This is a genomic window from Ensifer sp. SL37 (genome assembly GCF_026672675.1).
Lineage (GTDB): Bacteria > Pseudomonadota > Alphaproteobacteria > Rhizobiales > Rhizobiaceae > Ensifer > Ensifer adhaerens.
This window is the reverse complement of the sequence record NZ_JAPPRN010000001.1, coordinates 1,169,547-1,191,537: the sequence shown is the minus strand read 5'-3', so window position 1 is coordinate 1,191,537 and position 21,991 is coordinate 1,169,547. Positions and strand designations below refer to the sequence as shown.

Genomic DNA, 21,991 nt, shown 5'->3' with positions numbered 1-21,991 from the left:
TCGGCACCGGCTCCACTGCAGCAATCTTTCACGCCCGATCGGCCTTGGTCGGTGGCCATCGGCGGCATCGGTCGCCGGGCGGCTCAAGACAAGAGCCGCCCGGCGAAACCCGAACTTACTTGAACAACGCCGTGGCGTCGTCGATCGAAAGCGCGTTGGTGTAGGAGTAATAGCCCGGCTTGCCGTCGAGTTGCTTGGCGGCGTCGCCAAGGTTCTTGCTGTCGATGAACGGGATCGGCAGATACATGGCGTTCTTGTACTGGCCAGCCGTTGCCGGCTCCTTCAGTTCCTTGCCCTGCAGCATCAGCACCGCAACGTTGAGCGCGCTTGCCATGACGCCCGGCGGGTTGACGGTCGCGCCGGAATTCAGCTTGTCCTTGACCCAGAGGTCGATGAAGTCCTTGCGGATTTCGCCGGTTGCGGCGATCTGGCTGGTCTTGCCCGCATCCATGATCGACTTCCAGGCGCCGGCCGCCATGCCGTCCTGAACAACGACGCCGTTGATATCAGGATAGGTTGCAAGGATGTTCTGCATCGCCTGCTGGCCCTGGGCCTGATCCCAATTGGCGTTGACCTCGTTGACCACCTGCAGGTCCGGATAATCCTTGAAGACACTCTTGTAGCCGGCGACGCGCATTTCATTGGCCGGATGGCCGGCGACGCCGTTGATGGCGACCACCTTGCCCTTGCCGCCGAGCGTGTCAGCCAGCCACTTGGCGCCGGCAGCGCCCCAGGCCGTCTGGTCGATGCCGACATAGGTCGCATCCGGCGAGGAAACCTCGGCGTCCGTCGCGATCACCAGGATGCCGGCTTCCTTCGCCTGGGCGAAGATCGGATCGAAGGCCGTCGGGCTGTTGGGGTTGATGATGATGGCGTTCACGCCTTCGGCGATGAAGTTGCGCACATGCGCGATCTGCCCGGGTACGTCGACATTGGCGCTCTGGACGGAGACTTCGACGTCGACGCCCTTCTCCTTCCACTTCGCCGCGGCCTCCTTGGCCTCGTCGATCATCTGCGTGCGCCATTCGCTGCCGACCCAGCCGTTGGACAGGCCGATCTTGAAGGTCTCGGCATTGGCGAAAGAAGCGGAAATGGCAATGGTTGCGACAGCGCCAAGCGCTGCGGCGATAAATTTCTTCATCAGATCCTCCCAAATCTTGCGAAAACCATGAAGCCAGAAAATGTAATCGATTTCAATGGGCATTTTCAGGGAATTTTGTGCGGTTTCGTTTTCCGCCGCCGGGAGGATCAAGGAGATAACGGAAAGCGTCGGGCGCGGGCAGAATAGACTTCGGAAAGTGTCTCACCGAGAGAAGCCAATAGTGCTTGGTTCCCCCTCCCCGCTGTGCGACAGCAAGGGCAGAGGCGGTGACGATTCGTCGTTGCGCCAACTGGAATGAACTGCAGGAATGACGCCATGACATGAAGGCGCTGCGGGATTGATCCCAATGGCCGCCCGAACAGCGGCCCGCCCGTTGCTCAAATCGCAACACTTCGTTGCTTGCCGGCCGGCTAGCCGCAATTTGCCCTCACCGCCTACTCTGAACGCTGGGCAAAGAACAACAACTGGCTCCCAACCAGAGGAGAACATCATGACCGGGAAAACCGGAGCCGCCTCGGGCGCGCTCTATCTGCATATCTTTGTGCTGGCGATCGTCATCGCCTCCGAGCTGATCGGCATTCAGCGTCTGCCGATCGGTATCGGCACCGTCATCTTCCTGCCGATCCTTTACGCCTTCGCGCTTGGCATCGCCTTCAATCCGGCCATTTTCAAGGCGACCGGCAAGTTCCTGTCGCGCGATGCGGTCAAGCTTTCCGGCGCGATGATCACCGTTGCCATCATGCCGTTCATCGCCAAGTTCGGAACGACGGTCGGCCCGCAGATTTCGCAGATCATCGAGGCCGGCCCGGCGCTGGTTCTGCAGGAGCTCGGCAATCTCGGCACGATCATCGTCGCCTTCCCGGTCGCAGTGTTCCTTCTCAAGATGGGTCGTGAAGCCGTCGGCGCCACCTATTCGATCGACCGCGAGCCGAACATCGCGCTGATCGCCGACAAATATGGCCTCAACTCGCCGGAAGGTGCCGGCGCCATGGGCGTTTATGCGACCGGCACGCTGATCGGCACCTTCGTCTTCGCCATCATGCCGCCGATCGTTCACGGCCTCGGCATCTTCGACGTGCGTGCGCTCGCCATGTCCTGCGGCGTCGGCTCCGGCTCGATGCTGGCGGCCTGCACCGGCGGTCTTGTCGCGGCGGTGCCGGACCAGAAGGACATCATTCTCGCGCTCGCCGCCGCCAGCAACATCCTGACCTATGCCACCGGCCTCTATGTCGGCATGTTCGTGGCGCTGCCGTTGACGGAGTGGCTCTACAACAAGGCGCGCCCATCCGAGCGTCGCACCGCAGCCTGACCGGGAGAGAGAACCATGACCAACCAGAACACCTCCGCCAACTACGCCGACGATCTCCCGCTGACCCCCGAGGACGAACGCAAGCTCGACGTGATCGGCCATGCCGGCCTGCTGATCATCGCCTGTGCGATCGGCCTTGTCGCCAACTGGGTCGGCACCGGAACGTCGCCGCTCACCGCATTGCCGGGCATGGCGACGCTATATGCCGCCTGTATCGTCGGCCTGGCGCTCGCCCGCTTCGTGCCCTTCTACCTGCCAAGCGTCGCCTGGGTTTCGCTGATCGCGATCCTCATCACCATCCCGGGCGTTCCGGGTGCAGCCTGGGTCAGCGAACAGGTCGAGCACCTCAACTTCCTCGCATTGGCGACCCCGGCGCTTGCCTATGGCGGCCTTGCCTTGACGGCGAACGAGTTCGCGATCGCCCGCCGCTCGGGCTGGAAGATCGTCATCGTCGCGATCTGCGTGATGGTCGGCACCTATATGGGCTCGGTCGTCGTCGCCGATCTCTTCCTGCGTCTCGGCCAGTAACGCGGCACGCAATTCCAGGAAGCGGTTTTCCGTCCGGAATTGTGTAAGAGAAACAGGTCGGCCGCTCTGCGGCCGGCCATCCCCTCAAACGACAGGACGCACGCCATGACACGCCACGACATCAGCCCCGAGCGCATCGAGGAAACGATCCGCTGGCGTCATCACCTGCATGCCCATCCCGAGCTTGCCTTCGAGGAACGCCAGACCGCGGCCTTCATCGCCGGCCGGCTTGCCGAATGGGGCATTGCCGTGAAGGACGGTTATGGCGGCACCGGGCTTGTCGGCACGCTCAGGCGTGGCACATCGAACCGATCGATCGCCATTCGCGCCGACATGGACGCGCTGCCGATCATCGAGACGAGCGGCGCTGCCTACGCCTCGAAGACGACGGGCAAGATGCACGCCTGCGGCCACGACGGCCACGTCGCCATGCTGCTGGCCGCCGCCCGGCAGGCGAGCGAGATGGACTTCGACGGCACCGTGCATTTCATCTTCCAGCCGGCCGAAGAGGCCGAGGGCGGTGCCCGCGTCATGGTCGCCGATGGCCTCTTCCGTGATTTCCCGGCCGATGCCGTCTATGCGCTGCACAACTGGCCGGCGCTCGACGTCGGCTCGGTGGTGGCCCGCGACGACGCGATGATGGCCGCCTTCGGGGTCTTCGAAATCACCATCACCGGTCGCGGCGCCCATGGGGCGATGCCGCATGAGGGTGCTGACCCGCTCGTCGCTAGCGCCCAGATCGTCACGGCCTTGCAGACGATTGCCAGCCGTAACGTCTCGCCACTCGAAGCGGCCGTCGTCTCCGTCACACAGATCCACGGCGGCGACGCCTGGAACGTGATCCCGGAAAAAGCCGTGATCCGCGGCACCACGCGCTGGTTCGACAAGGCGGTCGGTGACACGCTCGAAAACCGGATGCGCTCGCTCGTTTCAGCCCTTGCCGAAGGGCTCGGCTGCACGGCCGAGCTCGATTATCAGCGCCGCTATCCGGCGACGATCAACGATCCCGCAGCCGCCGCGCTCGCACGCTCGGTCGCCACGGCAGACCCGGCCTTGACGGTCATTGACGCGCCACCAAGCATGGCGGCCGAGGACTTCGCCTTCATGCTCGACGAACGTCCCGGCTGCTATCTCTGGCTCGGCGCAAGACGCGAGGGCGTTAACCCCGGCCTGCACTCGCCGCACTACGATTTTAACGATGCGATCATCGGCCAGGGCGTAAACCTCTGGACACGCCTGATCGCGACCTCGCTTGGTCGTTGACCCCAAGGGGATTCCGTCGCATCCATGACCGCCATGGACGTACTCGACGCGAAGGCGCTCAGGATCTTTATGGCGGTTGCGCGCATCGGTTCGATCCGGGGCGCTGCGGAGCATATGGGGCTGGCGCCATCGGTCGTCAGCCGCCAGATCGCCGATACTGAACGCGACATCGGCCTGTCCCTCTTCGAGCGCACCGCCCGCGGCACGATCCTGACCGACGCCGGTGAACTGGTGCTCGAACACGGCAAACGCGTGCTCGAGGACAACGGGCTGCTTGCCGAGCAGCTCGACCAGATCCGCGGCGTGCAGCAGACCCGCATCCGCATCCGCTGCGGCGAAGGTTTCATGGCCGACCTGGTGGAGCACGGGCTCTCGTCGTTCTCAAAGGCATATTCCTATGTGCGCTACATCGTCGAACTCGGCAGCACCGAAGACGTCGTCGACGCCATCGCCAACAGCGACGCCGACATCGGCATCGCCTACAATCCCCTGACCGAACCGCGCATCCGGGCGCTGGCGATTGCGCGCCAGCCGCTCTGCGTCATCGTGCCGGCGGGCCATCCCCTGTCCGAGCGCAGCGACCTGAAACTTGCCGATTGCCTCGCCTTCCCGTGCGCGCTGCTCGGCAAGGGCAATGGCGTGACACAACTGGTGGCGCGGGTGGCGGCCGATGCGGGGCTGGCGCTGGCGCCGTTGCTCGAAACCCATTCGATCGAGGTGCTCCGCCGCTTCGTTGCAGCAAGCCTTGGCGTCACCTTCCTGCCGCGCACGTCCGTAACCGTGGAAATCGCGCGCGGGTCCATGCAGGCGATCGACCTCTCCGATCCGCTGCTGAGCGAGGCGAGCGCGCATTTGATGGTGCGGGCCCACCGCCGCCTGCCGCTGTCGGTCGAAAAACTCGGCCAGCATCTCGCGCGCGAGATGCAATCCTTCCAGACTTAGAAGACCGTCCTAGCTCGATGAAACCCGCGCGGCGCTAACGCTCGCCTTTCCCATCACCGGCGGTCGAGCAGACGTTGCCACGCCAGCAACGCATTGTACCAGGCGCGCCGTCTACCCGCTCGCCAGCCCGCATGCCACCTTCGCCGGATCATTCTGATCATACGAGGGTAAGCGGATCATGACGGCGGAACGAACGACAGTTGGCGTGGTGGGTTTGGGCGCCATGGGTCTCGGCATGGCGACGACGCTCGCCGGCAAAGGTTTTGCCGTCAAGGGCTTCGACCTCTCCGAGGCCCGGCGCACGCTTGCCGCCGAAGGCGGGGTGACCCCGGTCGAGGCTCTGACTGACGTCTTCTTCGACACCAACTTCATCGTCTTCTCGCTGCCAACCGCCAAGGACGTGGCAGCCGTCGTCGAGGCCAATCTAGAAGCGCTGAAGGCGGCCGGCCGCCGCGTCGTCATCATCGACACCTCGACCTCCGAGCCGGATGTCTCGCGTGATCTCGCCGCAGCCCTTGCCGGCCTCGGCCACGGCTTCATCGACGCGCCGGTCTCCGGCGGTCCGGCAGGTGCCGCAAGCGGCAAGCTGACGATGATGATCGGTGGCAGTGACGCGGACGTCGCCCTTGCCGGCCCGGTGATCGACGCGATGTCGGCCAAGGCCCTGCATGTCGGCCCGAGCGGCGCCGGCAACGTTGCCAAGCTCGTCAACAACCTGCTCGCCGCCGCCCATATGGTGACGACGGGCGAAGGGCTGAAGCTGGCGCTTGCCGCCGGGCTCGATGCGGACGAGGCGCTGAAGGTGCTCAACGCCGCGTCCGGCAAATCGATGATCAGCGAAGTGCATTTCCCGACCTGGGTGATGAACGGCCGCTTCGACAGCGGCTTCACCATGGGCCTGATGCGCAAGGACGTGCGGCTTGCCAGCGAGCTTGCGGCCCGCACCGGCGCCGATCTGCCGCTCTCGGGCGCGGTCGCCAAGCTCTGGGCCGAGAGCCCGCTCGAAAACGCCGAGGACTTCACCCGCATGGGCGCCTTCCGCCCGGTGGCCAACGACAACTGAGACTTGAAGGGAACGACGATGAACGACATGACCATGCCCGCCAAGGCCGAGCGCATCCGGGCGCTGTTCCACGGCATCATTCCCGGCACCGAGATCGGCAGCTATGTCGACGGCACGCTGGTGCCCGGTTCCGGCGACGAGCAGGCGCTCACCGATCCGGCGACCGGCGAAGTCTTCGCCACCTTCAAGGACGCCGGCGCTGATATCGTCGACGCCGCCATGCAGGCGGCAGCGCGCGCCCAGCGCGAATGGATCTCGATGACCGCTTCGGCGCGCGGCCGGGTGATGAACGAGATCGCCCGCAAGATCCGCGAGCGCGCCGGCGAGATTGCCGAGCTCGAAAGCCGCTCGGCCGGCCGGCCGATCCGCGACATCCGTGGCGAGGCTGTCCGGGTCGCCGAGATGTTCGAATATTATGCCGGCTGGTGCGACAAGCTGCACGGCGAGGTCATCCCGGTCCCGACCTCGCATCTGAACTATACCCGCAACGAGCCGGTTGGCGTCGTCGCCCAGATCACCCCTTGGAACGCGCCGCTCTTTACCGGCGGATGGCAGATTGCGCCTGCGATCTGCGCCGGCAACGGCGTCATCATCAAGCCGTCGGAACTGACGCCGCTCAGCACGCTCGTGCTCGGTGCGCTCTGCGAGGCGGGCGGCGCGCCCCGTGGCCTCGTCAACGTCATCGCCGGCCAGGGCGTAACGGCGGGCCAGGCGATGGTCGCCCATCCGAAAACGGCACTCGTCGTCTTCGTCGGCTCGGCGCTTGCCGGTTCGGCCATTGCGGCAGCGGCTGCGAAGAACGTCGTGCCCTGTATCCTCGAACTCGGCGGCAAGTCCGGCAACATCGTCTTTGCCGATGCCGATATCGACCGCGCCATCGTCGGCGCCCAATCGGCGATCTTCTCTGGCGCCGGCCAGAGCTGCGTTGCCGGCTCGCGCCTGCTCGTGCATCGCTCAGTGCACCAGCAGTTCGTCGAGCGTTATGCCGAGGCTGCCGCGCGCATCCCCGTCGGCGATCCCTATCTCGACAGCACGCAGATCGGCCCGATCAACAATGCACGGCAATGGGCGAAGATCGAGGAAATGGTGCGCCAGGGCGTTGCCGAAGGTGCAACGCTTGCAACCGGCGGCGCCAAGCCGGCTCCTCTTCAAGCCTCCGGCGGCTTCTATTTCGCGCCGACCATTCTCGACAACGTCAAGCCGGACATGACGATCGCCCGCGAAGAGGTCTTCGGCCCGGTCGTCGGCGTCACCGTCTTCGACGACGAGGACGAGGCGGTCACCCTCGCCAACGACAACCCGTACGGCCTGGCAGGCGCCGTTTGGACCCGTGATGTCGGCCGCGCACACCGGGTCGCTTCAAGGGTGCGGGCCGGGACCTTCTGGATCAACGGCTACAAGACGATCAGTGTCATGTCGCCCTTCGGCGGCTTCGGCCGCTCCGGCTATGGCCGCTCCTCCGGCCGTGATGCACTGATGGCCTATACACAGACGAAGAGCGTCTGGGTCGAGACCGCGGAAAACCCGGCCGTCGTCTTCGGTTATTCGCCGGAAGCCTGATCGGCACGCCCCCCGAAACGAGAAACGGCCGGCAGAATGCCGGCCGTTTCTTTTTGTGACTGAAGCTCCTCTGGCTCAGAATTCAAACGCAGTCGACACCATGAAGGTGCGCGGCGCGCCGGCGGCAAGGAAGCCACGGGCGGACGAGGCCCAGTAGTTCTCGTCGAACACGTTCTGGACGGTCGCCCGGATTTCCACCGGCTTAGCGTTTTCACGTTCGAAGGAGTAACGCGCACCGAGATCGACCCGCGTCCAGTCCGAGACCTTCTGCGTGTTCCTCTGGTCGTAGTAGGTGCTGCCGGTGTAGACGAGGCGGCCCGTCAGCGTCAGGTCCTCGATCCACGGCGTGTCGTATTCACCATAGAGGCTGATCGCGGTCGTCGGGACGCCGGGCACACGGTTGCCATCGAACCGCTCTCCTGTTCTCGAGTTCTCTGCCTTATCGAGCTTGGCGTCCATGAAGGTGATGCCACCAAGCAAGCGAACGCCGTCAACCGGTTCGCCATAGGCTGAAAGCTCGATGCCACGGTTCACCTGCAGGCCGTCGACGGCGAAGACGCCGCCGGTTGTCAAACCGTTTGGCTGCCTGATCTCGAACAGCGCTGCGCCGAGCATTACTTCGCCGAGGTCGTATTTGAAGCCGATTTCCTTCTGCTTGCTGACAACAGGAGGGAAAATCTGGTCGCTGTTCAGAGCGTTGGACGGCGCTGACGGCCCTTCGGTCAGAGCTTCCACGTAGTTGCCGTAGACAGAGAAGCTGTCGGTGACGTTTACGAGTGCCGCGACGGCAGGGCTGAACCGGCCTTCCTCGTAATAGTAGGTCTGTTGACCGAGCGGCACGGCGCCGGGACGCGTATTGTACCCTCGTACACGCATTTCCTGATAGCGCCCGCCGACCGTCAGCTGGAAACGGTCTTCGGCAAAGGAAAGCGTATCGGAGATCGCGACGCTGGTCGCGAGCAGGTCCGAAAACGCATGCAGGTCGTTCGAGCGCGGAAGCCCGCCCGTATTGACCCAATCGCTCGGCACATAGATCGGATTGTAGATGTTGGTCATGTAGCTTCTGAAGCCGAGCCTGCCCGGATGGAAGTAGCCGCGGTTATTCTCGTTGAGCGCTCGGCTCACAGAAACGCTGAGCTGGTGACCGACGGGTCCGGTATCGAACTCCGAGCGGAGACCAACCTCACCCGAGACCCCCTGGATCTCCTGCGGATTGTAGCCGAACTCGGCCAGCGCATCGCCATTGGGATTTTGAATGGTGTAGGACGTGCTCAGGAAGTCCTCGCGGTAGCGGCTGATGCCGCCGGCGGCGTAAACAGTGGTGTTCTCCAGCACGTCGAACTCGACGCGGCCAGCGACCATATTGTGTTCGCTGTCATGGTATTCGAACGGGTTGGACGTGTTGATCCGGCCGTCCGGCGCTTCCGGGATCTTGATGCCCGGCGCTGCCGCGTTGAACAGAGAGGCCGGCGCATTGATGTTCTGCTTGGAATGATTGAGGTCGAGCGAGGCACGCACCCGATCGCCGCGATAGTCGAGCCCGAGCGACAGCACGCCGATCTCGTTTTCGTTGTGGTCAAGCGCCGTGTCGCCGCCACGATAGGAACCGTTGAAACGGACGCCCCATTCGCCCTCGGGCCCGAAACGGCGACCGACATCGAGGTGCGACCACAATTGCGAGTCCGACATATAGGTGGTCGTCAGTCGCGTCAGCGGCTCGTCGGTGGCGCGCTTGGGCACCAGATTGATAGTCCCACCGACGCGGCCGACGCCGCCGTTGACCAGCGCGCTCGGGCCTTTCAGGACCTCGACGCGCTCGATACCCTCAAGGGGGCTGCGGCGCGGGTTGGTGATGTAGAAGAGGCCGTCATAGGCCGTATCCAGATTGGTGACCGAGAAGCCGCGAATGAAGAACGAATCACGCTCGCTGAACGCCGGCGCATCCATGCGTACCGAGGGATCGTTGAGGGTGACATCGGCGACCGTTCGCGCCTGCTGATCGCGGATCAGCTTATCCGTGTAGCTGGTGACGCTGAACGGGGTTTCCTTGACAGGACGGTTGCCGAGCGCGCCAAGCCGCGCACCGGTCGCCATCTGACCGCCCGCATAGGGAGCTGACGGCTGGCCGATGGTGCCGGTCTCAGGCGGCTGACCGCCCGCTTGCCCGACGGCCACGATGGGGGCCAGCTGCGTCGCGCCGCCCGAACTGCGTTCAGCCTGGGCCAGGCTTTCGACCCGGTTGGTCTTGCGTACCTCCTGGGCCGACGCCGCCACGGCGGACATTCCCAGCAGCGACACGCCCGCCAGCACGACTTTGGCTCGCCGACGCGAAACCGAATTGAACCTGCCCCTTGCCATTCTTTTACCCCTGTAACTTCGATTAAGGTGAATTCCGTATCCGCCACTGTCGCCGGCCGAACCCAGCCGCTCAGAACGCGACGCACGCGCCTTGCCCGTTGAACAACGGTGCAGGGCGAGCCCCGGACATTGCGTTCAGTTGCGGCTATTTCGACCGACAGACGGGTCTCGTGCGCAGCAGCTCGCTTCGGCAAAGCGGGTGCGTAACCGGCCCTTCGGTCACGGCGCGTTCGGTTGCGCCCATGCAGACTGGCTGCCAGACAAAGTGTCGGCGATCGCGGGTCATCCCACGCTTGGGAGCACTCTCAAAACTGGACGAGATTGCGAACATCGACATTGAAACATCAACTATAACAATAGCATAAAACTTGAATTTCTAAGTCAAGTCTGCGCACGTATAGTCGGATTCGGTCGGGCGTCCACGCTTTTTGTGCGTGAATTCAGCGGTTAACGGTAAACCGGGCGTTGTTTGCCAGATGTGGAAAGACAGGCAAATCGGGGCGTAGCGGGCCGTCAGCCCGCGTCCGGCGCAGGACAGCCTCAGCCTGGCGCCTGCGCTACGATCGGTGGGCCGCGTCATGCAAAGATCGGCGGGAAAAGGATGTTTTAATCGAGCGACGCCCGCGTCACCGAAGGGCTTGCCCTGTCGGCCGCAGCGGCTCGTTCGCGTGTCAGGCCCGGAAGCGGTCGAAAGCGGTCAAGCGCTTGATCGGCGGATCGGCTTCCTTCCAGCGATAGATCTCCGAGCGGAGGTAGCCGAGTTCGTCTTCAAGTGCGGTTTCGGCGACTTCGACCCACCAGGATTTCGGACGGCCGTCACTTCCGTCAGACCAGCGGTAGCCGCGAGCTTTCAGATGATCCTTCATGTCGAAGGGGCTGTTTTCCGCAAAAATGCGGACGCGTGATCGCTGGCTCGCCTCGCAGAGTTCGGCAAAGGGCGTGCTGCCGGAGCCGCCATCCTTGGCAAGGACTTCGAGCAAAGCGAAACAGTCGTCGACCGCCCGGTGGCCGTCGTGGAAGTAACCGGCCTGCCCGATCAGGTAACCGAGCTTGGTGCCTTCGAAGCCGCGGGAAGACCAATCGATCTCGGAGACGGAACAGGCCCATGCCTTTCCTGCAAAAACGGGCGAGAAGGCCTCGCAGAAGGGACGGTCGAAGCCGGCATTGTGGGCGATGACAAGGTCGGCCTTTTCCATCAGCGCCCGCACTTCGTCGAGGTCGATCGTCTTTCCCGCGACCATCTCGTTGGTGATGCCGGTAAGACGAGTGATTTCCGCAGGGATCGGATTGGACGGCTGGCGCAAGCCGCCGAAAACGCCAGTCACGTCTCCCAGGTTTCCCTTCTCATCGAAGGTAAAGGCGATCAGGCCGATCTCGATGATCTCATCCTTGCGATGGTTGAGCCCTGTGGTTTCGGTATCGAGAATGACGCCATGCAGGGGGAAGCCGGGACGCGCAACAGGCACCACAGCGCGCGGCACAAGCCGCTGCAACAGGCGATAGCGACCCGTCGCCTGAAGGTGACGGACCATATCGTCCTCGGTCAGCGATGCCCGCTTGACCGCCGGTCCACCGCCCGCCTTTTTGGAAGTTGCCTCGTCCGAAACAAAGAGGTCGAACTGCTGCGTCATTCGGTTGTCCCGCAAATTAACGACTCACACGTCTGCGTTCCAGAATAGCGGCTAACAGGCATGCTTCCCAGCAAATCGGGAAGAAGGCGCAGGAGCGCCTGGATTTTCAGGCGCAAAAGATGGGGAAACGGTCTCGCGCTTCAATATGCTGCGGCGGCACAGTTGTCCCCGTCCCCGTCAACACGGGGTGCAGAAACGACAGTGCCGCCGCAGCAAGAACTTCACTTGAAGTCGTGGCGATTACGCCGCTCGATCAGGCGGCGCGGCTCCAGCCTTCGCGGGCTGCAGCACCTTCCAGCTTGAACTTCGCCAGCATCGTGCGCAACTGACGGCTCTCTTCGGCGAGCGTGCCGCTGGCGGCTGTCGTCTCTTCCACCATCGCCGCGTTCTGCTGGGTCATCTGGTCCATGTGGTTGACGGAGGTGTTGATCTCCTGCAGTGCGGTCGCCTGCTCGCGCGCCGCCGTCGCGATCGTGTTGACGTGGCCGCTGACATTGTTGACCAGTGTCTCGATCTCCAGCAGCGCCTCGCCGGTCGAGCGCACCAGCGCCACGCCGTTTTCGACTTCCGACGCCGAGCTGTGGATCAGCGTCTTGATTTCCTTGGCGGCGTTGGCCGAGCGTTGCGCCAGCTCGCGCACTTCCTGGGCGACGACGGCAAAACCACGGCCGGCTTCGCCCGCGCGTGCCGCTTCGACGCCGGCATTGAGCGCCAGCAGGTTCGTCTGGAAGGCGATTTCGTCGATGACCGAGATGATCTGGTTGATGCGGTTGGACGAACCCTCGATGCGGCCCATGGCATCGACGGCGCTGCGCACGATCGCGCCGGAACGGCCGGCGCTTTCCTTGGTGGCGCGCACCATCTCATGCGCCTCGTTCGCCCGCTCCGAGGCGGTGCGCACGGTCGAGGTGATTTCGTCGAGCGCCGCTGCGGTTTCCTCAAGCGCTGCCGCCTGCTGTTCCGTACGTTTCGACAGATCATTGGCAGCCGAGCTCAGTTCGGCGGAGTTGTCGTTGATGGTGCTGGCCGCGGTGCGCACGTTCTGCATGGTCGAGCGCAGCGTCACCATTGTCTGGTTGACGTTCGTCTGCAGCTCGGCGAAGGCACCGTGGAATTCGCCGCGCATGTTCTGCGTCAGGTCGGCGTCGGCAAGCGCCGCAATCACGCGGCGGACTTCGGTGACGGTCTGGTCGACGCTGGAGACGAGCTCGTTGACGCTCGATGCGAAGCGGTTGAGGTCGTCGTTTTCATAGTCCTTGTTGATGCGGCCGGTGAAATCGCCGGCAACGGCAGAGGCGACGACGACGCTGATGTTGGACTGCAGGTCGCTGCTGCGCGCATGGAGGGCCGCTTCCTGCGCCTTCATCGCGCGCATGGCGATGCCGTTCTTGCGGAAGACTTCGACGGCACGGGCCATCTCGCCGATCTCGTCCTGGCGGGAAACGTCCGTCGCATCTCCATCCAGTTTTCCGTCGGCAAGTTCGCTCATGGTCGAGGTCAGGTCACGGACCGGCATGACGATGCCGCGGCGGGCAACGACGAGGCTGACGCCGACGCCGAAGAGCACGCAGGCCGCGGCGGCCGCGGCGAGGATTGTCATGGCGACGGACGAGGAATTCAGCGCCTCTTCACGAGCGGCGGAAAGCGCTTCGCCGGAATAGGTGCTGTAGGTCTTGACTGTTGCCGTCACGGTCTTTTGCGCTTCGAGCGCCTTGTCGAGTGCGGCCTTGACGGCACCGGCATCTCCGCCCTTCTCGGCGGCGACGGCGACCATGGCACGGATCTCGTCGAAGTAGCTGTTGAGCGTGAGGCGAATGTCATTCAGCAGCTTGTCTTCGGCATCGTCAGCGACCGCCTCGATCTTGGTCAGGCGGCCGAGCATTTCGGTCGCACGCTTTTCGGTTTCCGCGCCGAAGTCGGCGGCGTTCTCCGGGGCGGCGGCGAGCTGATAGGTCATGCGGCTGATGGCGATGATGTCGACGCGCAGGTCCATCGCCTCGCGCGCTGCTTCCTCACGCGCGCCGACATCGACGATCGTCGCACCGAGCGAGGAAAGACCACGCGCACCGGCAAGGGCGATCAGAATGGAGGATATGCCCATGACCACGACCACAAGGCCGACCTTGGTCAAAATCGAAAGGTTCTTGAACGTCACTGCCGTGACTCCTGTGATGTCGCGATCGCGCTGATGGGAGGGGACATGGTCAGCCAAACCGGCGGGAGGAGGACCGGATGTTTGCGGCCCCGCAAGGGGAGGAACTGGGGCGCGCACTGACCAATAAGTACTTAGTAATTTCGAATTTAAATTCGGGTTAAAAAAGCGATCGCGTCTTTTCGCATATGCAGCAATAGTTGTTGTGCATATGCCGGAACGAAAAACGGGCGGACGATCGCTCGCCCGCCCGCAGACCACCGCAGCAGTCTTGGGAGATTTCAGTCTTTCCGGCCTATGACCGGCCGTATCCACCGCCGGTCGGCGTCACGACGGTAAAGGCTTCGCCAGCTTCGAGAACCGTATGGGCGCAGCCCGACAGTTCCTCCGTCCGGCCGTCATTGCGGCGCACGAGGTTGCGGCCGAGTTCACCCGGGCTTCCGCCCTTGATGCCGAAGGGTGCGACGCGGCGATGGCCGGAGAGGATCGCGAAGTCGAGCGTTTCCCGCGCCCGGATCGTGCGCTTCGTGCCGTTTCCGGCGTGCCACTGGCCGCGGCCACCGGAACCGACGCGAATGTGGAAGTCTTCGAGCACCACCGGGAAGCGGGTTTCGAGGATTTCCGGATCGGTGAGCCGCGAGTTGGTCATGTGCGTATGAACCGCATCGGCACCGTTGTAGCCGGGACCCGCCGGCGCGCCGGAGCAGATCGTCTCGTAATACTGATAATTGTCGTTGCCGAAGGTCAGGTTGTTCATCGTCCCTTGCGCGCCGGCCTGGCTCTGGACCGCGCCGAACAGGCAGTTCGTCACGGCCTGGCTGACCTCGACGTTGCCGGCAACGACGGCCGCCGGATAGCGCGGCGTCAGCATCGTACCCTCGGGGATGATGATGTGGATCGGCCGCAGGCACCCGGCATTCATCGGAATGTCTGCCTCGACCAGCACGCGGAAGACATAGAGCACTGCGGCGCGGGTGACAGGCGCCGGCGCATTGAAGTTGTCGCCGCGCTGCTCCGACGTGCCGGTGAAATCGACCGTCGCCTCGCGCTTGTCGCGGTCGACCGTGATCTTGACGACGATGCTGCAGCCCTGGTCCATCTCGTAGGAGAACTCGCCGTCCGGCAACTGGTCAAGCACACGGCGCACGCTCTCAGCAGCATTGTCCTGGACGTGGCCCATATAGGCCTCGACCACGTCTTCGCCGAACTGGGCGATCATCTTCTTGAGTTCGGCGACGCCCTTTTCGTTGGCCGCCACTTGAGCCTTCAGGTCGTTGACGTTCTGAAGGATGTTGCGCACCGGATAGCGCGCGCCATTCAGAAGCGCTTCAAGCTCGGCCTCGCAGAAGCGACCTGCATCGATGAGCTTGAAGTTGTCGATGTAGACGCCCTCCTCCTCGATGTTGGTGGCAAGCGGTGACATCGAGCCCGGCGAAATGCCGCCGATATCCGCATGGTGGCCGCGGCTGGCGACCCAGAAGCGGATCTCTTGTCCGGCATCGTCGAAGACGGGCGTACAGACGGTGAGGTCAGGCAAGTGCGTGCCGCCGTTATAGGGCGCGTTGATCAGGAACACGTCACCGGGCTTGATCACCGGGTTCTCGCGGATCGCGGTTGCGACCGAGGCGTCCATGGAACCCAGATGCACCGGCATGTGCGGCGCATTGGCGACGAGGTTGCCGCGGTTGTCGAAGACGGCGCAGGAGAAGTCGAGCCGCTCCTTGATGTTGACCGAATAGGCGGTGTTCTGCAGCGTCACGCCCATCTGCTCGGCGATCGACATGAACAGGTTGTTGAAGATCTCCAGCATGACCGGATCGGCATGGGTACCGATCGCGCTCTGCTGCTGCAGCGCCTTCACGCGGCGCAGCACGATATGGTCTTTCGCCGTCAGTTCCGCCTGCCAGCCGTCCTCGACGACGACGGTCTGGTTCGGCTCGATGATGATCGCCGGACCGTCGAGCCGCTGGCCGGGGCTCAGTTCAGCGCGCAGCAGGACCGGCGCATCGTGGAACTGGCCTTGCGAATAGAACTGAGTGCGGCGTGAAACGTCGGGCGTGCCTGAGGTGACGGACGCGCCTTCGCGTTCCATCTGGGCAGCACCACCGCCGACCGTCTCGACTTCGACGGCGTCGATCACCAACGCCTTGTTGTCGGCGACGAAGCCGAAGCGGCGCTTGTGCAGCTCTTCGAACTCGGCGCGCAGGCGGGCGATGTCGTCATGCGCCGGGAAGGTCGCATCGACCGCAAGCACCGTATCGGTGCCGGCATAGCGGATATGGGCGCGCAGATGGGTGCGAATTTCGTCGCGGGCAATTCCTTGTGCTTCCAGTTCGCCGAGGCAATCGACTTCCAGCTCGGCGCCCAGCGTGCTGAGGGCTGCCGGCGCCTGGTCGTCGAGCGCGACGCCGAGCGCCTTCTGGCGAGTCGAGCGGATATCGGCAAGGCCCATGCCATAGGCCGAAAGCAGGCCGGACATCGGATGCACGAGAATGCTCTTCATGCCGAGCTGGTCGGCAACGAGGCACGCGTGCTGGCCGCCGGCGCCGCCGAAGCAGCTCAACGCATAGCGCGTCACGTCGTAACCGCGCTGCACGGAAATCTTCTTGATCGCCTCGACCATGTTGGCAACGGCGATGCGGATGAAGCCGTCGGCCACATCCTCGGGGCTGCGGCCATCGCCGATCTCGGTCGCCATGGCAACAAAACGGCCGCGCACGGTCTCGACGTCGAGACGTTCGTCCTGGTTCGGACCGAACAGCGCCGGGAAGAAATCGGGCATCAGCTTGCCGAGCATGACATTGGCATCGGTGACAGCAAGCGGGCCGCCATTGCGGTAGCACGCGGGGCCCGGGTTGGCGCCGGCCGAATCCGGGCCGACGCGGAAACGTTCGCCGTCAAAGTGCAGGATCGAGCCGCCGCCGGCGGCAACCGTGTGGATCAGCATCATCGGTGCGCGCACGCGCACGCCGGCAACTTCGGTCTCGAACGCCCGCTCATATTCACCATCGAAATGGGCGACGTCCGTCGAGGTACCGCCCATGTCGAAGCCGATGACACGATCGAAGCCCGCGGCTTCGCCGGTCTTGGCAAGGCCGACGACGCCGCCGGCCGGACCGGAGAGGATCGCATCCTTGCCCTGGAACATTTCAGCCGCCGTCAGGCCGCCGGAGGACATCATGAACATGACGCGTGCGCCGGTACGGGCAATATCGAGTTCGCCGGAGACCTGGGCGACGTAGCGGCGCAGCACGGGGGAGAGATAGGCGTCGATGACGGTGGTATCGCCGCGGCCGACATATTTGATCAGCGGCGAGACTTCGTGGCTGACGGAGACCTGCTCGAAGCCGAGTTCGCGGGCGATGCGGGCAACGGCCGCCTCGTGCTCCGGATACTTGTAGGCATGCATGAAGACGATGGCGACGGCCTTGTAGCCCTTGCCCTTCAGGTTTTCGAGGGCCGCGCGCGCCTTCGCCTCGTCGAGCGGCTGCTCGACAATACCGTCGGCCAGCACGCGCTCGTCGAGTTCGACGATATCCTGGTAGAGCGCTTCCGGCTTGATGATTTCGGTCGCGAAGATCTTCTTGCGTTCCTGGTAGCCGATCTTCAGCGCATCGCGAAAGCCCTTGGTCGTCACGAGAGCCAGGGGCTCGCCCTTGCGCTCGAGCAGCGCGTTGGTGGCGACCGTCGTGCCCATGCGCACTTCGCCGATGAGGCCGGTCGGGATCGGTGCACCGGTCGCAAGGCCGAGATGCAGGCGGATGCCTTGCACAGCGGCGTCGCGGTAGGCTTCCGGATTTTCGGACAGCACCTTGCGGGCATGCAGGTTCCCGTGCGGGTCGCGGCCGATGACATCGGTGAAGGTGCCGCCACGGTCGATCCAGAAGTCCCAGCTGCCGGTTTCGCGTGCGCTCATTGTCCATCCCTCTCATTCGCGAGCCGCTTCATTGTGCAAGCCCGGAAATTCATCAAAGCAGTTCGTTGACAAAATGTCGATAAAATGATGACATAAAATCGTCAAGATGAGGAAGAGCTGAATGACGAAGAAGTCGGAGGATAGCTTCGAAGGACGGGAATGGGCCGAAAATGCCCTGCCCGAACATCTAAAGCCGGTCGCGGCCATCGGCCCGATCGTTTCCTCCGCGCACCTTGCTGAAGGCGGCTCTCCCGGCCTCTCCGAGGTCGAATACGGGTTGATCCTCGCGTCGCATGCCTTTCATCGCTGGATGATGCGCTGCATGGCGGCCGCCGGCGTACCCGGTCTTTCCCCGATCGAGATCCTGATCCTGCACACGATCCGCCACCGCGATCGCGGCAAGAAGCTCGCCGACATCTGTCTCGTGCTCGACATCGAGGACACCCATGTCGCGACCTATGCCATCCGCAAGCTCGAAGCCGCAGGCCTCGTGACGACGGGCAAGGAAGGCAAGGAAAAGACCATCCTCATCACCGACAAGGGGTCGGACGCCTGCACGCGCTACGCAAAAATTCGCGAGCGGCTGCTGGTCTCCTCCACCGCCAAAGCGCGTCCTTCCGAGGAGACGCTTTCCGAGATCGCCGCCGTCCTGCGTTTCATGTCGGGCGCCTATGAACAGTCCGCGCGCGCCGCGACCACATTGTAACAAGGAAGACCGCGTGACCGTCGATACGCCTGCGCCCCTGCTCGCCGTTGAGAAGCTTTCCGTCGCCTTCAACGGCAATCCTGTCGTCGAAGACCTGAGCTTCACGGTGACGCCCGGCCGGACGCTCGCAATCGTCGGCGAATCCGGCTCCGGCAAATCGGTGACGTCGCTGTCGATCATGCGGCTCTCGGACATGATGGGCGGCCAGTTTCCGACCGGCCGCATCCTGTTTCGCGGCAAGGACGGCGAAATCGATCTGACGAGCGCCCCGCAGAAGACCATGCGCGCGATCCGCGGCAAGGAGATCGCCATGATCTTCCAGGAGCCGATGACGTCCTTGAACCCGGTCTTTACCATCGGCGACCAGGTCGCCGAAGTGTTGATGCTGCACGAGAAGATGACCAAGGCCGAAGCGCTCGTCGAGACGCGCCGCCTGCTCGACATGGTGCGCCTTCCTGATTCTGCAGAACTGATCGGCCGCTATCCGCACCAGCTTTCCGGCGGCATGCGCCAGCGCGTCATGATCGCCATGGCGCTTGCCTGCCGGCCGAAACTGCTGATCGCCGACGAGCCGACGACGGCGCTCGACGTCACCATCCAGGCGCAGATCCTGACGATCATCCGCGACCTCCAGAAAGAACTCGGCATGGCGGTGATCTTCATCACCCATGACATGGGTGTCGTCGCCGAAATGGCCGACGACGTCGTCGTCATGTGGAAGGGCCGCAAGGTCGAGGAAGGTCCGGTCGGCGAGATCTTCGCAAGCCCCAAGCACCCCTATACCCAGACGCTGCTTTCCGCCGTGCCGAAACTCGGCAGCATGACCGGCGAGGAATTCCCGAAGCGCCTGCCTCTGACCATGATGATCGACGGCGAACCGAAGCGCGTCGGCGAAACCCATATCCAGCGCACCGCCCGCTACGACGCGGCACCGATCCTTTCGGTGCGTGATCTCGTCACCCGCTTCGACGTGCGCAAGAACCTTTTCGGCAAGGCGACGCACCGCGTGCACGCCATCGAAAACGTCAGCTTCGACATTTTCCCGGGTGAAACGCTGGCGCTGGTCGGCGAGAGCGGCTCGGGCAAGTCGACGATCGGTCGCACGATCCAGCAACTGCAGAACGCAACCTCGGGCGAGATCCTCTTTGGCGGTCGCCCGGTCTCGGCCATGAGCTATGCCGAGCGGCAGCGGCTGAAGCAGGAAATCCAGTACATCTTCCAGGATCCCTTCGCCTCGCTCGACCCGCGCAAGACCGTGGGCTTCTCGATCGCCGAACCTATCCGCACCCACGGCCTGATCCTCGGTGAAAAGGACATCGAAAAGCGCGTGCATGAATTGCTGGAGCGCGTCGGACTGACGCCCGCGCACGCCAAGCGTTACCCGCACGAATTCTCCGGCGGCCAGCGCCAGCGCGTCTGCATCGCGCGTGCGCTTGCCTCCCGTCCCAAGCTGATCATCGCCGACGAGGCGCTGTCGGCTCTCGACGTCTCGATCCAGGCGCAGATCATCAACCTGTTCATGGAGCTGCAGGAACAGGAGGGCCTCGCCTATCTCTTCATCAGCCATGACATGGCGGTGGTCGAACGCATGAGCCACCGCGTCGCCGTGCTCTATCTCGGCCAGGTCATGGAGTTCGGCAGCCGCCAGCAGGTCTTCGAGACGCCGTCCCATCCCTATACTCGCCGGCTGCTTTCCGCGGTGCCCGTCGCCGAGCCCGGCAAGGGTCGCGAGCGCGCCATGCTGGAGGGCGAGATCCCGAGCCCGATCCGCCGCGTCGGCGACGAACCCGCGGTGCTGCCGCGCAAAGAAATCGCCCCTGGCCATTACGTGGCCAAGGGTGCGTGAGCCGCTTTCTCTTCTCAGGAAGGCTGTCGAAACAGGAGTGAGTAAATGATCAACAAAAAGGGGATCCACGCCGCTTTCATCGCCCTTGCGATGGCGGGTAGTTTCATGACCGCAGCCCCGGCCTTTGCCGCCGGCACGCTGACGGTATCTTCGCCGCAGGATCCGGGAAGCTGGGACCCGGTCGACACCTTCCTCGTCAACTGGGCGTCGGTTGCCACCAATATCTATGACGGCCTGACCTATCGCGGTCCGGATCTGAAGATCGTGTCCGGCCTTGCTACTGCTTGGGAAGAGCTCGACGGCGGCAAACGCCTGCGCTTCACGCTGCGCGAGGGCGTCAAGTTCCACAACGGTGAGCCCTTCAATGCAGAAGCGGTGAAGTTCACCTTCGACCGCCTGCTCGGCGAAGAAGGCTCCAAGGGTCCGCAGAAGTCCAACTATGCCGTGATCGAAAAGGTCGAGATCGTCGACGAAAAGACGGTCGACCTCGTCCTGAAGACGCCGGATCCGGTGCTTCTCACCAAGCTCGCCGGCTATGGCGCGATGATCGTGCCGCCGAAGTACATCCAGGAAAAGGGTGAGGACTACTTCAACGCCCATCCTGTTGGCACCGGCCCGTTCAAGTTCGTCTCCTACGAGCCGAAGGTCGGCATCAAGCTCGAAGCCTTCGCAGATCATTGGGGCGGCGCGCCGAAGCTTTCCAACCTCAACTACCGCTTCATTTCGGAGCCGGCGACCGCCGTTGCCGAGCTGCAGGCCGGCCGCGTCGATCTCGTCATCCCGCCGACCATTCCGATCGGCATGATCCCGACGATCCAGGGCGACAGCAATCTGGAGATCGTCTCCAGCGCCGGCCCGACGGTCTACGCGCTGCGATTCAACACGCGCGACGGCATCACCAAGGATCCGAAGGTCCGCAAGGCGCTGATCCTCGGCGTCGACCGCGACACCATCATCCAGTCGATCCTCGCCGGCCAGGCGGATCCGATCGCCAGTTTCCAGGGCAAGCTCTCCTTCGGCTTCGACCCGGCGATGAAGCCGCTGCCGTACGATCCGGAACAGGCAAAGGCGCTTCTGAAGGAAGCCGGCGTTGCGCCGGGCGCTTCCGTGCAGATCGACGTTCGCGGTAACGACGCGACCTTCAACGAGGTCGTGCAGGCTATCGCAAGCTACCTGCAGCTGATCGGCATCAACGCGACGATCAAGCCCTATGAAACCAACGTTCTCTTGAACGACATCATCCCGGCCGGCAAGACCGGCGCGCTGTTCCAGCAGTCCTGGGGCGGCTGGACGCTCGACTACGACAACACCGCCTACTCGATGTACCACTCGGGCGAAAAGTGGAACCCGTACGACAAGGACGCGGAACTCGACAAGCTGCTCGAGTCGCAGCGTTCGATCACCGACCAGGCAAAGCGCGAGGAGATCCTCAAGCAGGTCGCCAACTACGCCGCAGACCGTTCGCTCGAAATGCCGCTCTATAACCTCAACGCCATCTTCGGCGTGAGCAAGCGCGTCAAGAACTTCACGCCGGTGCCGGATAGCCGCCTGCGGCTGACGGACGTGACGGTCGAGTAATACAGGCCGGTCCGCCGCCTCACGCTTGAGGCGGCGG

The 21,991-nt window shown here is 63.7% G+C and carries 14 protein-coding genes; 9 read left to right on the top strand and 5 right to left on the bottom strand.

Going from position 1 to position 21,991, the window contains the following annotated elements; genetic code table 11:
• Positions 1-115: 115 nt before the first annotated feature.
• Positions 116-1,141, bottom strand: coding sequence for an ABC transporter substrate-binding protein (locus OVA00_RS05385; RefSeq protein WP_034805952.1), 1,026 nt, complete (start codon positions 1,139-1,141; stop codon positions 116-118).
• Between the two features lie 451 nt (positions 1,142-1,592).
• Between OVA00_RS05385 and OVA00_RS05380 the strand changes: the two genes are divergently transcribed.
• The 6 genes from OVA00_RS05380 (at position 1,593) to OVA00_RS05355 (ending at position 7,767) form a co-directional block, all read left to right on the top strand.
• Positions 1,593-2,411 (top strand): DUF3100 domain-containing protein, encoded by an 819-nt coding sequence (locus tag OVA00_RS05380; RefSeq protein ID WP_034805657.1) that lies wholly within the window; start codon positions 1,593-1,595, stop codon positions 2,409-2,411.
• Between the two features lie 15 nt (positions 2,412-2,426).
• Positions 2,427-2,939, top strand: a complete 513-nt coding sequence (locus OVA00_RS05375) for a hypothetical protein (protein WP_268088284.1) — start codon at positions 2,427-2,429, stop codon at positions 2,937-2,939.
• A gap of 105 nt (positions 2,940-3,044) precedes the next feature.
• Entirely contained in the window at positions 3,045-4,202 is a 1,158-nt protein-coding gene (locus OVA00_RS05370; protein ID WP_268088282.1) for a M20 aminoacylase family protein, read from the top strand.
• A gap of 24 nt (positions 4,203-4,226) precedes the next feature.
• Positions 4,227-5,144, top strand: coding sequence for a LysR family transcriptional regulator (locus OVA00_RS05365; RefSeq protein WP_268088281.1), 918 nt, complete (start codon positions 4,227-4,229; stop codon positions 5,142-5,144).
• 178 nt (positions 5,145-5,322) lie between these two features.
• Entirely contained in the window at positions 5,323-6,207 is an 885-nt protein-coding gene (locus OVA00_RS05360) for an NAD(P)-dependent oxidoreductase (protein ID WP_034805645.1), read from the top strand.
• An 18-nt stretch (positions 6,208-6,225) separates the two neighbouring features.
• Positions 6,226-7,767 (top strand): aldehyde dehydrogenase family protein, encoded by a 1,542-nt coding sequence (locus tag OVA00_RS05355; RefSeq protein ID WP_442780443.1) that lies wholly within the window; start codon positions 6,226-6,228, stop codon positions 7,765-7,767.
• Between the two features lie 75 nt (positions 7,768-7,842).
• Here the strand turns inward: OVA00_RS05355 and OVA00_RS05350 are convergent, their stop codons facing one another.
• The 4 genes from OVA00_RS05350 to OVA00_RS05335 all read right to left on the bottom strand — a co-directional run bounded on the left by OVA00_RS05350 (position 7,843) and on the right by OVA00_RS05335 (position 17,824).
• Entirely contained in the window at positions 7,843-10,125 is a 2,283-nt protein-coding gene (locus OVA00_RS05350; RefSeq protein ID WP_442780442.1) for a TonB-dependent receptor, read from the bottom strand.
• A 671-nt stretch (positions 10,126-10,796) separates the two neighbouring features.
• A complete protein-coding gene (locus tag OVA00_RS05345; protein ID WP_060530413.1) occupies positions 10,797-11,756 on the bottom strand; it encodes a 3'-5' exonuclease in 960 nt (319 codons plus the stop codon).
• Between the two features lie 253 nt (positions 11,757-12,009).
• A complete protein-coding gene (locus OVA00_RS05340; RefSeq protein WP_034805636.1) occupies positions 12,010-13,911 on the bottom strand; it encodes a methyl-accepting chemotaxis protein in 1,902 nt (633 codons plus the stop codon).
• Positions 13,912-14,203: 292 nt separating this feature from the next.
• Positions 14,204-17,824 (bottom strand): hydantoinase B/oxoprolinase family protein, encoded by a 3,621-nt coding sequence (locus tag OVA00_RS05335; RefSeq protein ID WP_268088278.1) that lies wholly within the window; start codon positions 17,822-17,824, stop codon positions 14,204-14,206.
• Between the two features lie 121 nt (positions 17,825-17,945).
• On the opposite strand from OVA00_RS05335, the gene OVA00_RS05330 reads away from it, so the two are divergent.
• The 3 genes from OVA00_RS05330 to OVA00_RS05320 all read left to right on the top strand — a co-directional run bounded on the left by OVA00_RS05330 (position 17,946) and on the right by OVA00_RS05320 (position 21,954).
• The gene (locus OVA00_RS05330; RefSeq protein WP_043622645.1) at positions 17,946-18,530 is read left to right on the top strand and encodes a winged helix DNA-binding protein; all 585 of its coding nucleotides are present in this window, start codon (positions 17,946-17,948) and stop codon (positions 18,528-18,530) included.
• A 13-nt stretch (positions 18,531-18,543) separates the two neighbouring features.
• Complete coding sequence (locus OVA00_RS05325; protein WP_034805626.1) at positions 18,544-20,376, top strand: ABC transporter ATP-binding protein; 1,833 nt, start codon at positions 18,544-18,546, stop codon at positions 20,374-20,376.
• A 90-nt stretch (positions 20,377-20,466) separates the two neighbouring features.
• A complete protein-coding gene (locus tag OVA00_RS05320) occupies positions 20,467-21,954 on the top strand; it encodes an ABC transporter substrate-binding protein (protein WP_442780464.1) in 1,488 nt (495 codons plus the stop codon).
• Positions 21,955-21,991: the final 37 nt, after the last annotated feature.

Coding starts and splice junctions, on each gene's coding strand:
- OVA00_RS05385 (WP_034805952.1), bottom strand. CDS start 1,141: ATGAAGAAATTTATCGCCGCAGCGCTTGGCGCTGTCGCAACCATTGCC.
- OVA00_RS05380 (WP_034805657.1), top strand. CDS start 1,593: ATGACCGGGAAAACCGGAGCCGCCTCGGGCGCGCTCTATCTGCATATC.
- OVA00_RS05375 (WP_268088284.1), top strand. CDS start 2,427: ATGACCAACCAGAACACCTCCGCCAACTACGCCGACGATCTCCCGCTG.
- OVA00_RS05370 (WP_268088282.1), top strand. CDS start 3,045: ATGACACGCCACGACATCAGCCCCGAGCGCATCGAGGAAACGATCCGC.
- OVA00_RS05365 (WP_268088281.1), top strand. CDS start 4,227: ATGACCGCCATGGACGTACTCGACGCGAAGGCGCTCAGGATCTTTATG.
- OVA00_RS05360 (WP_034805645.1), top strand. CDS start 5,323: ATGACGGCGGAACGAACGACAGTTGGCGTGGTGGGTTTGGGCGCCATG.
- OVA00_RS05355 (WP_442780443.1), top strand. CDS start 6,226: ATGAACGACATGACCATGCCCGCCAAGGCCGAGCGCATCCGGGCGCTG.
- OVA00_RS05350 (WP_442780442.1), bottom strand. CDS start 10,125: ATGGCAAGGGGCAGGTTCAATTCGGTTTCGCGTCGGCGAGCCAAAGTC.
- OVA00_RS05345 (WP_060530413.1), bottom strand. CDS start 11,756: ATGACGCAGCAGTTCGACCTCTTTGTTTCGGACGAGGCAACTTCCAAA.
- OVA00_RS05335 (WP_268088278.1), bottom strand. CDS start 17,824: ATGAGCGCACGCGAAACCGGCAGCTGGGACTTCTGGATCGACCGTGGC.
- OVA00_RS05330 (WP_043622645.1), top strand. CDS start 17,946: ATGACGAAGAAGTCGGAGGATAGCTTCGAAGGACGGGAATGGGCCGAA.
- OVA00_RS05320 (WP_442780464.1), top strand. CDS start 20,467: ATGGCGGGTAGTTTCATGACCGCAGCCCCGGCCTTTGCCGCCGGCACG.